This is a genomic window from Streptomyces fulvoviolaceus (assembly GCF_000718165.1).
GTDB lineage: Bacteria > Actinomycetota > Actinomycetes > Streptomycetales > Streptomycetaceae > Streptomyces > Streptomyces fulvoviolaceus.
Genome location: NZ_JOEY01000010.1, coordinates 40,330 through 50,912, shown reverse-complemented (window position 1 = coordinate 50,912; position 10,583 = coordinate 40,330). Strand labels below are relative to the sequence as shown.

Sequence of the window (10,583 nt, the reverse complement as noted above, 5' to 3'; positions counted from 1 at the left end):
GGATTTCGGCGATAATCGGAATATGAGTACCGCGACGTTTGTACTGGCGGCCGCGTCGAGTGACGTACTCAACGTGATCGCCGCCTTCGGTGGTGGCCTGATCATCGCCGGCGCATTGATATGGGCCGTCGTGTTCGGCATGCGGGTCCAGGACCGGGAGCTGCCGCGGCCACTGCTCAAGGAGCAGCCGCACGTTCCCGACTCCGGCCCGGTCCACGAGATGAGGGAGATGCGGGAGCCGGACGAGGTGCCGGTCGCCGCGGACAAGCGGGAACGGCTGATGCCGTACCAGCTCCATCACTCGGGAAGCAGACGAGGAAAGGACCAGCACCGCAAGCGCTGGCTGCCGGGATCGAGCGGCGGCTTCGGCAGCGGAGGTCTCGGGCACGTGTGACCCGGGCGGCCAGGGGGCTGCCCCGCCGACCAGGGCAGCCCTTCCTCGCTGGTGCCGCCGGGGACGCGCGGTGCCGGGCGTCCTGCCATGACAGCCGTGGGGTTTGACCAACACTGCCGACGCCCGGCACGTCCCGTCCCCGGCGGCACGTCCGGCCTGCCGCGCAGGGGCGGCCGCCGGGTGCCGGTCGCGGGAAGATCCGTACACCTGGCTGTGGCAGCCATGTACCTACGGGGATACCTGTCTACGGCCCCGCCACCGCCGGGATCTCCGTGCGCGAGGACCACGCCCTGGGCGGTGAGCGTGGCGCCGTACAGCCGGCGGTCGCCCGTGCCCTCCAGGAAGGCGAGGCCCTCCTCGCACAGCCGGAGCGCCCCCCGTGTCGCCCAGCACGGCCCGCAGCAGCGCGCCCTCGTAGTGGACGGTGCCGATGCCCTTCAGGTCGCCCGAGGCGATGATCCGCACCCGGGCCTCCTCGAAGGCCGCCAGCCCCTCGTCCACGGCTCCGCCGAGCGCCGTCAGCGCGCCGAGATAGGCCTCGGCGAGTGTCACCACATAGCCCTCGCCAGTGCGCCGGGCCACCTCCACAGCCTGTGGAAACCGCTCCAGAGCGGTCTCCAGATCACCCGACCACACGCCCATCGCGCCGGTCATCAGCAGCGCCCAGGCCCGCTCGGGGCGGTCGGGCGGGGTGCGGTCGAGGGCCGCGTCGATCCAGTAGCGGCCCTCGGACAACGCCCCCGCGGCCCGCCAGTACGGGGCGAGCCGGGTCGCCGACCACAGCGCGTCCACCGCACGGTCCCCGGCACCGCAGCCGTGGAGCGCGGCCCGCACATGAGTTCGCGGGTCAGGCCCGCGCGTCCGCCGGCCGGTACACGGCCAGCGCCCAGATCACGAAGAAGTCGATCGCGATCATGATCACCGACCAGACGGGCGCGTACGGCAGGAACAGGAACTGGAAGACCATGCTCAGCGAGGCCAGGAAGATACCGGTCATCCGGGCCCAGCCGGCGCCCTTGAGGATCCCCGCGCCGGTGACGGCCACGACGGCACCCAGGCACAGCATGATCACGCCCCAGCCGGTGAGGTTGATCTTGTAGACGTAGTCGCCGACGCCCGCCCACACGTCGTCCTCGGCCAGCGCGGAGATGCCCTGGAGGACGGCGAGGACACCGTGCACCAGCATCAGCACACCGGCGAAGACGACACCGCCGGCGGCGAAGCCGCTCTCCCTGGGCGACATGGCGTAGTCGCCGCCCTGGTCGGCCGCGGGGCCGGTGGGCCGGCCGGACGTGCTCCAGGCCGGAGGAGGCTGCTCCTCACCGCCGGGGGTGGGCGGCTGGGTCGCGTGCGGCTGCTGGGTCATGGTGGTACCTCCGTCGTTCGTCCGTGCTTCGACGATCGGGCGGTACGGGGGTGCTCACCACGAGGGTGGGCCGTTCGGGTGACGGCCGGAGTGCGGCCGCAGGGATACGGATCTTCACTGGAACCGGACCGAACGAACTCCCGTGGAGGCGAGATGGCAGGTCACCGGGCGCGGTGGGGTACAGCCGCGGCACTGACGGCAGTGACGGCGGCCGCGCTGACCGGCTGCTCCGACGACACCACCCCGTCGTCGGTGGCCAGCAAGGCCGCGTCGATCGCCTCGAAGGCCTCGGACGTGGTCGCGTCGGCGACGGCGGAGGCGGGCCGGAGGTTCGACGACATCAAGAACGGCGTGAACGCGAAGGACGACGTGCGGATCGGCACGCCGGCCACGGCCTCCGACGGGCGTACGACGGTGGAGGTGACCGCAACCAACACCGCCGACTCTTCCAAGTCCTTCGCGGTGCAGGTCGACTTCACCAACGGGGACGGCAAGTTGGTGGACGCGGTGGTCGTCACGGTGTCGGACGTGGCCGCGGGCGGGTCGGGGAAGGGCACTGCCCGCAGCACGCACGACCTGTCGGGCGAGGTGAAGACGAAGGTGAGCAGAGCAGTCCGCTACTGAGCCCTCACTGAGCCCTCACTGAGCCCTCACTGGGCCATCCAGAAGAAGACGGCCGTCATCCGCTTCTCCTCCAGCGTGGCGCCGGAGTAACCGGTCGCGCTGTGCACGAGGTTGGCGTTGTAGAGGAGCAGCCGGTTGTACTTGTGCGGCACGCGTACGTCCTCCTCGAAGGCGTCGGGCGCGACGAACCGCGTGCCGAGGGCGTCGACGAGGTTGTTGTGCGGGGCCTGGACGACGTTGCCGCCGAGTCGACCACCGGGCAGGGACTGCCGGTAGAAACTGGTCCCGCAGTCCTTGGGGACGGACGGGTTGAGATACAGCACGGCGGCGTACCTGCACAGCGCGCGGGAGTCGGTGTGCGGCCGGGGAGTGCTCTCGCCCTCCCCCACGACCTGGATGCAGTTGTGGTTGAGGGTCCCGCCCCCGGGCGTCTGCTGCACCCACAGCTTCCCGGCCCCGGTCGCCTTCGTCACGAGCCGCTCGACGCGCGCGAGTTCGGCGGGCTCCAGCCCGGGCATGGTCCGCAGCCCCGGCCAACTCTCCGACGTGTACGGATACCCCTCGACCCAGTCGTCCTTCTCGAGACACCGTTCCCGTACGGCGTCCACATCCGGGAGCACGTCGTCCAGCACCCAGTAGTCACGGCCCTTGGTGGGCTTGCGGTACGGGAGGACGGGGAGGGGCGCGGCAGCCCTGACGGGCTGGGGGCGCCGCAGTGGCATGGACATGTGGAAAAATCTAGGCGGGGGGCCGGTCAGGACTCTCCCGCGTTTTCCCCCGGACTCGGGCGGGAACCGGTCAACGTTCGGTCAACTGGGGGTGGGGGTGGGGGTGTCGTCGCGGAAGAAGTCCTCGCGATTCGCCGAGCGCACCATGAACACGTCCACCGGGTCCTCCGTCTCGAGCGTGAACCCGTACCGCTCGTACAGTCGCCGGGCCGGACTGCCCTGCAGCACGTTCAGCCGGACCGGAACGCCTTCGCGGTCGCACCGCTCCAGCATCCTGCTCAGTACTGCCGTACCGATGCCGCTGCCCTGAAGGTGCGGGGCCAGGTAGAAGTGCTCCAGCCAGTGGGCGTCCTCGGCCGGTCGCAGCGCCACGCAGCCGGCGAGCTCGCCGCCCACCTCGATCACCCAGGTGTGCGCCGGTTCGAACGCGTCCCGGAACCGCTGCCGCACCCGATGCTCGTCGTACCGCCCGAGCCGTTCCAGATCCGGCCGCATCGCCACGGCCCGCACCTCGACAATCGCCTCGACATCCGCCACCGAGGCCGGCCTTATGTCCCAGTCACTCATGATCGCCACGCTAAACGAACCAGGTGAAGGCTGCGGAACCGCGCCCGTCAGGGGCGCTGGGCTGTATCGATATGCGGCTCCGCGCCGATGGGGTCCCCCCGCTCGAGCGAAGCCGAGAGTGGGGGACCGAGCCGAGCCAGCCCGGCAACGGCGCCGCCGGCTACTTCGCCGAGAAGGGCGGCTGGTCGACGGTGATGGCGTACGAGTCGAGCTGCCGCTCGGCGACCAAGGGCACCTGCAACCGCATCAACCGGTCCGCCGAGGCGGTCTCCGCCTACCGCGCCACGAAGACCACCTCCGGCGGTGACGAGGAGCAGCATGAGGCCTGCGCGGCCGTCCACTTCGACGAGAGCGGGCACACGCTGACGGCGGTGTTCGCGAAGAAGTGAGTCACCGGGTCCGGCGGGTCGTCGTGCACCTCACACGGCCCGCCGGGCACCGAATGAACACCCGTGCCCTCGCGTACGTACCTGTGTACGTCCGACCCGCCCCGGCGGGGATCCCTACCGGGCAGGAGGCACGGTGCCACTCTCGCGCAACGCGATGGGAACTCTCTTCGTGGGCGGAGCCCTCACGCTGACACTCGGCGCGCTCGCCTACCCCTCGATGCTGGGTCTCAGCACCGTCTCCAGCGCGCAGGACAGAGTGATCGCGCAGACCCAGTGGGGACCGCTGACCGAGCAGGACCGGGACTTCGTGGTGAAGGTCCGGGCGGCCGGGCTGTGGGAGTACCCCCTGGGGAAGATCGGCATGGAGAAGGGGACGACCAAGGAGGTCAAGACCGCGGGAGAGCATCTCGTCGACGGACACGCGGCACTGGACACCACCTGCCGCAAGATCGCCCAGATGCTCAACATCACCCTGCCGAACGTGGCGAGCCCCCAACAGGTGGGCTTCGTGAACCAGATCGACTCGAGCTCCGGCCAGCAGTTCGACACGAACTTCGCCAACATCCTGCGCACGACGCACGGTTCGATCTTCAACACGGTCGCCAAGATCCGCTCCACCACCAAGAACACGCTGGTGCGGGCGCTGGCCGACCAGGCCAACGACACGGTCCTGGACCACATCACGGTCATGGAGAAGACCGGCTTCGTCAACTTCGACCAGGCCCTGTTCCAGCAGACCACCCCGCCGAAGCTGCCCTCCGACAACCTGACCCCGCCGGCACCGCAGCCCGGCGAGCCCCAGGTCGTGCTCACCCCGCCGGCGAACGCGACCTCCTCACCGGTCGCGCTCCCGGGTGACTCGTCGTCGAGCGCCACCCCGGCCCCGGGCGTCAGCCCGACTCCGGCCGTCGGGTAGCCAGGGCCGCGGCCCGAGTGGACCTGGTGAAGTCGGCTGCGGAACCGGGCCCCGTAAGGGGCGCGAGGCTGTGACATCTGCGGCTCCGCCTCGTGGGCGCGACCAGCCCTCACCGGCCCGCGGCAAACGAACCGCACAACCAGCGGAGCGCTCAGGCCAGCCACACCGTCGTGTCCGCCGCCAGCAGCCCGTCCTCCAACGGGCCGCTGGTGATGAGCACTTCCCCCGCCGGGAGCGGAACCGCCGCGTCCGACAGGTTCGTGACGCACCGCCAGCCCTCGTGCCGGGAGAAGTCCAGCACCCCGGCCGGGCTGTCGTCCGCCCAGGTCAGCGCCTCCCCCTCCAGCAGCTTGCGGCGCAGGCGCAGGGCCGTGCGGTAGAACTCCAGGGTCGAGCTCCCGGCCCCGTCCTGGGCCTCGACGGCGTACGCCGCGAAGCTCTCCGGCTGCGGCAGCCAGGCACCGCCCGCCCCGAAGCCGTACGACGGACCGGTCGTCGTCCACGGCAGCGGCACCCGGCACCCGTCGCGGCCCTTGCGCACACGTCCCGTCTGCTCCCAGATCGGGTCCTGGAGAACCTCGACGGGCAGGTCGGCGACCTCGGGCAGGCCGAGTTCCTCGCCCTGGTAGACGTACGACGATCCGGGCAGCGCGAGCATCAGGAGCGTGGCGGCGCGAGCGCGTCGTAGGCCCTTGGCGGCGTCGACGGCGGGCGCGTGGCCGCCGGACAGCAGCCACGCGTTCTCGTCCGTGCCCGGCGGGAGCATCAGCCGTGAGGCGTGCCGTACGACGTCGTGGTTGGAGAGCACCCAGGTGGCCGAGGCGTGGGCCGCCTGGGCGGTCGTCAGGGAGTCGGTGATGACCTCGCGGAGTTCGGCGGCGCCCCAACCGGCTTGCAGATACTCGAAGTTGAAGGCCTGGCCGAGTTCGTCGGCGCGGGCGTAGAGGGCGCGGCGGGCGCCCGGGACCCAGGCCTCGGCGACGGCCGTGCGGGGCGGGGTGTAGGCGTCGAGGATCCGGCGCCAGTCGCGGTAGATCGCGTGGACCTCGTCGCGGTCGAAGAAGGGGTGGGTGCCGGGCGCCATGGCGGCGAGGGCCTCATCCCCGCTGAGCTCCGGGGCGCCGAGGTCGCGCAGCGGCTCGCTGAGGTCCTTGGCGAGCGCGTGCGCCACGTCGACACGGAAGCCGTCGACGCCGCGGTCGGACCAGAAGCGCAGGGTGGTGCGGAAGTCGGCGCGGACCTCGTCGTTCGCCCAGTTCAGGTCGGGCTGCTGGGGTGCGAAGAGGTGCAGGTACCACTGGCCGTCCGGCACCCGCTGCCAGGCACTGCCGCCGAACACGGACTGCCAGTCGGTGGGCGGGAGTTCGCCGTGCACGCCCTTGCCGTCGCGGAAGACATAGCGCTCGCGGGCGGCCGAGCCGGGCCCCGCGGCGAGGGCCTCCTGGAACCACACGTGCTGGTGCGAGGTGTGGTTCGGGACGAGGTCGACGATCACCTTCAGGCCGAGCCGGTGTGCCTCGGCGACCATGGCGGCGAAGTCGTCGAGGGTGCCCAGGCGCGGGTCGACGTCCCGGTAGTCGGCGACGTCGTAGCCGCCGTCGGCGAGTTCGGAGGGGTAGAAGGGGCTGAGCCACAGTGCGTCGACGCCGAGGGCACTCAGGTGGGCGAGGCGTTCGGTGATGCCGCGGATGTCGCCGAGGCCGTCACCGTCGGCATCGGCGAAGCTGCGGGGGTAGACCTGGTAGATGACGGCCTGGCGCCACCAGTTCGGGTCCCTGGACGAGAGGTCGGGGGTCACACGGACTCCTCGGTGCTGTGTACGTACCGCAAAGACGAACAAAGAGGAATCTGTCCACAGCTGTGGAGGAGCGAACCTCGATTACTAGCGGAGCGCGCTGTTCCCCGTGTGGCGGAAATGTGATGGCGCGAGAACGAACCTTGCATTCCCGCAGGTTGACACTGTTGCGCGGCGAGATCCACGATGTCTGCACGCTGTGGCGCATGTGACCAATGGGCCCAGTGCTTCTCAGTGCTTCTCATTCTTTCTCAGTGCTTCTCACTGGGTTTCGACCACTCCATCCTGATGGGATACGCATGTCCATAGCGAGACGTGTCACCATGCGACGCCTGTTGGGGACGGGCGCCGCGACGCTCGCCCTCTGCGCCGCCTCCGCCTCCGTCGCCTGGGCCACCGACTGCCCCGGCGGCGAGGGCTGGGAGTCCGGTGGCAGCTACAAGCCCGGCACCGGCGCCGGCACGAAGACCGAGACCGAGCGCTGCCAGTTCTCGCTCGACGGGACGAACTTCTACGACTCGGTCAAGGTCGACGACCAGAACCTCAAGCCGACCGACGACGGCGAGGTCCACGTCAAGGTCCGCACCGCGAGCGACGCGACGACGTGCACGGCGTCCCTCGCCTCCTACCTCGCCCACGGCGCCACCTTCGCCACCTCCGGCGAGCAGGTCTTCCACGACTTCGACACGGTGACCGTCAAGGCCGGCCAGACCGACTCCCTCGACATCTCGATCCCCGACGCGGGCTGCTTCGCGCAGGTCGACCTCTACCGCGGCGCGGTGAAGTACGACGGCAAGCTGGACGCGAACGACGGCTTCGAGCACGGCGAGCTGCCCAAGGGCCCGGATCGCCCGGTCATCAAGGACAAGCTGATCGCGGCCTGGAACGGCGGCACGAAGGACTGCACGGCGACGGAGACGACGCCCCCGGCGACCCCGACGTCGCCCGCCCCGGAGTCCTCCGAGCCCACGACCCCGGCCGAGGAGACCACCCCGCCGGCCGAGGAGACCACGCCTCCGGCCTCCGAGTCCCCGTCGACGGACACCCCGACCCCGTCCGCCTCCGAGTCCACCACCGCTCCGGCCGCCACCCCGAACGGTGGCGGCGACGACCTCGCGGAGACCGGCGCCAGCAGCAACACGCCCCTGATCGCGGGCGGCGCGGCGGTGCTCCTCGCGGGCGGCGCGGCCATCGTCCTGGCGACGCGCAGGCGTAAGGCGACCCGCTCGTAATCACCGTCAGGTGACGCCTCGGTGCCGGACGGGCTGAACGCCCGTCCGGCACCGGTCAGTTCGCGGTGGCGCTCGCGGCGGCGGTCGGCTGCCGGGCGGTGGGGCGGTCCGGACTCACCGAGAGGGCCGTGCCGAGCGCCGTCGCCACGATCGCGTCCTTGACCAGCAGCAGGCTCGCCCCCTCCGTCACGCCCCCCGCGCTGTCCAGCCCGGCCGTGTGCCATCGCTCCGCGCCGGTGTCACGGTCCAGCGCCGGCAGACGGCCGAATCGACTGACGAAGTACACGCTGTCGTACGTCGTCGACACCACCGGTCCCGACAGGCTCTCCATCTCCGTCGCCTGCCGCCACAGTTGTCTGCCGTCGGCCACCGACACGGCGGTGACCGTTCCGTCCTCCCGTACGACGTAGACGACGCCGCCCGCCAGGGAGGCGACGCCGGTCGGTGATCCCGTCAGCGGAACCCGCTCGACGGCACCGCTGCCCGGGTTCACCCGCAGCAGCGCCTCGTACGCGTCGCCCCAGGTCACCGCGGAGTCCGTGTCAACCCGCGGAACGGCGAAAGAACGCACCGCTCACCCGCCGGGCCGCCGCGATCTCCTGCCGGAACCGCGCCCGGAACTCCTCGTCCAACGCGTACTGCGCATGCACGACCTTGACCGCGACCTGCCACCCCGAGGCCGCGCGTCCCAGGTAGACGATGCCCATGCCACCGCTGCCGAGCCGGTCGACGAGCTCATAGCCGCCTATGGACCCGATGGACTCCGACTCCCCGGTGCTCAGCGGCATCGCCGCCACCTTTCCCGATTTCCGTGCGTCGAAAGGTCGTTCAGCGGCAGCAGCCTAGTACTGGGGCCCGGGTGAGAAGGTCGGTGCCCTTACGGGATCTCCGGTGGGGTGGCGAGCAGTTCAGCCGCCTGGTCGCGGGCGTGACCGATCGGGTCGGGGAAGATGCGCAGGCCGTGGGCGACCAGGGCTCCCTCGTGCAGGAGCATGAGGGAGCGGGCCGATCCGGGAGCCAGGTCGGTGAACAGCTGGAGCATCCACTCCTTCTGGCCGGCGATGATCGCGTACGCCGGATGAGCGGGGTCGCTGATCTCGGCATGCGCGTTGACCATGCTGCATCCCTTGGAACTGTTCTCGTCCATCCATGACTTCGAGGCGTCGAAGACCGCGAGGACGCGCTCGACGGACCCGGGCCCGGCGTGTTCGAGCCGCTCGGTGACGTACGCCCGCCAGCGCTCGTCCCGGTCCGCGAGGTACTCGACGACGATCTGTTCCTTGGACCCGAACCGGTCGTAGAGCGTCTTCTTGGTGACCCCGGCCTCGGCGGCGATCAGGTCCACACCGACCGCGTGGATGCCGCGCTCGTAGAACAGCCGGGACGCGGCCGCGAGGGCGCGGCGCGCGCCGGGGGTCATGGTGATCCGCCTGGTACCCATGGATCCAGACTATACCGATCTGTATAGTGGGCGGTTCGACAGGTATACCGATCTGTTTAGTCAATGCAGTCAACGGTGATGACCATGGACTTCCTGCTCTCCGCCGCCTTCGTGCTGTGCTGGAGCTCAGGCTTCGTCGGCGCCAAGCTGGGCGCTCAGGACGCCGGGGCGGTGACGATCCTGATGTGGCGGTTCCTGCCGCTGGCAGTCGTCCTGGCCGCGGTGGCCGCGGGCCGCGGCTGGTGGCGGACCCTGACCCCGAGCACCGTCGGACGGCAGGCCGTGATCGGGCTCCTCTCCCAGAGCGGCTACCTGCTCACCGTCTACTACGCCATCCAACTCGGCGTCTCCAGCGGCACGACCGCCCTGATCGACGGCACCCAGCCCCTGGTGGCGGGAGCCCTGGCCGGCCCGCTCCTGCACCAGTACGTCTCGGGCAGGCAGTGGCTCGGCCTGTGCCTGGGCCTCGGCGGCGTCGCCGTCGTCACCACGGCCGACGCGGGGGCGAGCAGCGGCGTGGCGTGGTGGACGTACCTCATACCGTTCGCCGGGATGCTCTCCCTGGTGGCGGCCACCTTCCTGGACCAGCGTTCCCGCACCCCCGTCCCGCCCACCGTGTCGATGACCGTCCACTGCACCACCAGCGCCGTGGTCTTCACGACCGCAGCCCTCGCGACCGGGGCTGCCGCCCCGCCCTCCGCCCCGTCGTTCTGGCTGGCGATCGCCTGGCTGGTCACCCTCTCGACCTTCGGCGGCTACGGCCTCTACTGGCTCGTCCTCCAGCGCTCCGGCATCACGAGGGTCAACACCCTCATGTTCCTGATGGCACCCGTCACGGCGGTCTGGGGCGCCGCGATGTTCGACGAACCGTTCACCGTGCAGACGGCTGTCGGCCTGGGGGTCGCTCTGTCGGCGGTGGCCGTGGTGCACACGGCGGGCCGAAAATCCCTCGCCCCCGCCCCCTCCCTCCCGCTACCGTCACCCCCATGCAGCGCGCCCACTTGTCTCTCACGACGACGCCGGACAGTGTCCCGGCGCGCTGACTGCTGACTGAGTCCGAAGCCCCGGGGCGAGTGCCCCGGGGCTTCGCCGTTCCGTCCCCCGGTTCCTCTCGCCCCTCCCGAGCGAGGG

At 70.7% G+C, this 10,583-nt stretch carries 13 protein-coding genes and 1 pseudogene; 6 read left to right on the top strand and 8 right to left on the bottom strand.

What is annotated here, in order from left to right:
* Positions 1 to 22: 22 nt before the first annotated feature.
* Positions 23 to 394 carry a DUF6479 family protein gene (locus IG08_RS0112385; protein ID WP_030600083.1) on the top strand — a complete coding sequence of 124 codons (372 nt, stop codon included), beginning with the start codon at positions 23 to 25 and terminating at the stop codon, positions 392 to 394.
* Between the two features lie 228 nt (positions 395 to 622).
* On the opposite strand, the gene IG08_RS0112380 is transcribed toward IG08_RS0112385, so the two are convergent.
* Together IG08_RS0112380 and IG08_RS0112375 are read right to left on the bottom strand one after the other, a co-directional pair.
* Positions 623 to 1,186, bottom strand: a complete 564-nt coding sequence (locus tag IG08_RS0112380) for a hypothetical protein (protein WP_158812219.1) — start codon at positions 1,184 to 1,186, stop codon at positions 623 to 625.
* 55 nt (positions 1,187 to 1,241) lie between these two features.
* The gene (locus tag IG08_RS0112375) at positions 1,242 to 1,760 is read right to left on the bottom strand and encodes a DUF7144 family membrane protein (protein WP_030600080.1); all 519 of its coding nucleotides are present in this window, start codon (positions 1,758 to 1,760) and stop codon (positions 1,242 to 1,244) included.
* Positions 1,761 to 1,913: 153 nt separating this feature from the next.
* Here IG08_RS0112375 and IG08_RS0112370 point away from each other — a divergent pair, with 153 nt between their 5' ends.
* A complete protein-coding gene (locus IG08_RS0112370) occupies positions 1,914 to 2,384 on the top strand; it encodes an FxLYD domain-containing protein (protein WP_030600078.1) in 471 nt (156 codons plus the stop codon).
* A gap of 26 nt (positions 2,385 to 2,410) precedes the next feature.
* Here IG08_RS0112370 and IG08_RS0112365 read toward each other — a convergent pair whose 3' ends face one another.
* Together IG08_RS0112365 and IG08_RS0112360 are read right to left on the bottom strand one after the other, a co-directional pair.
* Complete coding sequence (locus IG08_RS0112365; protein ID WP_199820853.1) at positions 2,411 to 3,112, bottom strand: DUF6445 family protein; 702 nt, start codon at positions 3,110 to 3,112, stop codon at positions 2,411 to 2,413.
* An 81-nt stretch (positions 3,113 to 3,193) separates the two neighbouring features.
* Positions 3,194 to 3,679, bottom strand: coding sequence for a GNAT family N-acetyltransferase (locus tag IG08_RS0112360; RefSeq protein ID WP_052424653.1), 486 nt, complete (start codon positions 3,677 to 3,679; stop codon positions 3,194 to 3,196).
* A 23-nt stretch (positions 3,680 to 3,702) separates the two neighbouring features.
* Here IG08_RS0112360 and IG08_RS0112355 point away from each other — a divergent pair, with 23 nt between their 5' ends.
* Complete coding sequence (locus IG08_RS0112355) at positions 3,703 to 4,068, top strand: hypothetical protein (RefSeq protein WP_158812218.1); 366 nt, start codon at positions 3,703 to 3,705, stop codon at positions 4,066 to 4,068.
* A 154-nt stretch (positions 4,069 to 4,222) separates the two neighbouring features.
* Entirely contained in the window at positions 4,223 to 4,984 is a 762-nt protein-coding gene (locus tag IG08_RS0112350) for a DUF4142 domain-containing protein (protein ID WP_030600070.1), read from the top strand.
* A gap of 151 nt (positions 4,985 to 5,135) precedes the next feature.
* Here the strand turns inward: IG08_RS0112350 and IG08_RS0112345 are convergent, their stop codons facing one another.
* Positions 5,136 to 6,782 (bottom strand): glycoside hydrolase family 13 protein, encoded by a 1,647-nt coding sequence (locus tag IG08_RS0112345; protein ID WP_030600068.1) that lies wholly within the window; start codon positions 6,780 to 6,782, stop codon positions 5,136 to 5,138.
* 296 nt (positions 6,783 to 7,078) lie between these two features.
* Between IG08_RS0112345 and IG08_RS0112340 the strand changes: the two genes are divergently transcribed.
* Positions 7,079 to 8,011 carry an LAETG motif-containing sortase-dependent surface protein gene (locus IG08_RS0112340; protein ID WP_030600066.1) on the top strand — a complete coding sequence of 311 codons (933 nt, stop codon included), beginning with the start codon at positions 7,079 to 7,081 and terminating at the stop codon, positions 8,009 to 8,011.
* Positions 8,012 to 8,066: 55 nt separating this feature from the next.
* On the opposite strand, the gene IG08_RS0112335 is transcribed toward IG08_RS0112340, so the two are convergent.
* From IG08_RS0112335 to IG08_RS0112325, 3 genes and pseudogenes are all read right to left on the bottom strand, one after another.
* Complete coding sequence (locus tag IG08_RS0112335; RefSeq protein WP_030600064.1) at positions 8,067 to 8,540, bottom strand: outer membrane protein assembly factor BamB family protein; 474 nt, start codon at positions 8,538 to 8,540, stop codon at positions 8,067 to 8,069.
* 34 nt (positions 8,541 to 8,574) lie between these two features.
* Positions 8,575 to 8,799 (bottom strand): annotated as a pseudogene (locus IG08_RS0112330) (serine/threonine protein kinase); the annotation flags it as partial.
* A gap of 89 nt (positions 8,800 to 8,888) precedes the next feature.
* Entirely contained in the window at positions 8,889 to 9,431 is a 543-nt protein-coding gene (locus IG08_RS0112325) for a TetR/AcrR family transcriptional regulator (protein ID WP_052424652.1), read from the bottom strand.
* A 105-nt stretch (positions 9,432 to 9,536) separates the two neighbouring features.
* Here IG08_RS0112325 and IG08_RS0112320 point away from each other — a divergent pair, with 105 nt between their 5' ends.
* Positions 9,537 to 10,502: a DMT family transporter gene (locus IG08_RS0112320; RefSeq protein WP_078655578.1), complete on the top strand. Its 966-nt coding sequence runs from the start codon at positions 9,537 to 9,539 to the stop codon at positions 10,500 to 10,502.
* Positions 10,503 to 10,583: the final 81 nt, after the last annotated feature.

Coding starts and splice junctions, on each gene's coding strand:
- IG08_RS0112375 (WP_030600080.1), bottom strand. CDS start 1,760: ATGACCCAGCAGCCGCACGCGACCCAGCCGCCCACCCCCGGCGGTGAG.
- IG08_RS0112360 (WP_052424653.1), bottom strand. CDS start 3,679: ATGAGTGACTGGGACATAAGGCCGGCCTCGGTGGCGGATGTCGAGGCG.
- IG08_RS0112365 (WP_199820853.1), bottom strand. CDS start 3,112: ATGTCCATGCCACTGCGGCGCCCCCAGCCCGTCAGGGCTGCCGCGCCC.
- IG08_RS0112340 (WP_030600066.1), top strand. CDS start 7,079: ATGTCCATAGCGAGACGTGTCACCATGCGACGCCTGTTGGGGACGGGC.
- IG08_RS0112320 (WP_078655578.1), top strand. CDS start 9,537: ATGGACTTCCTGCTCTCCGCCGCCTTCGTGCTGTGCTGGAGCTCAGGC.
- IG08_RS0112350 (WP_030600070.1), top strand. CDS start 4,223: ATGGGAACTCTCTTCGTGGGCGGAGCCCTCACGCTGACACTCGGCGCG.
- IG08_RS0112325 (WP_052424652.1), bottom strand. CDS start 9,431: ATGACCCCCGGCGCGCGCCGCGCCCTCGCGGCCGCGTCCCGGCTGTTC.
- IG08_RS0112370 (WP_030600078.1), top strand. CDS start 1,914: ATGGCAGGTCACCGGGCGCGGTGGGGTACAGCCGCGGCACTGACGGCA.
- IG08_RS0112385 (WP_030600083.1), top strand. CDS start 23: ATGAGTACCGCGACGTTTGTACTGGCGGCCGCGTCGAGTGACGTACTC.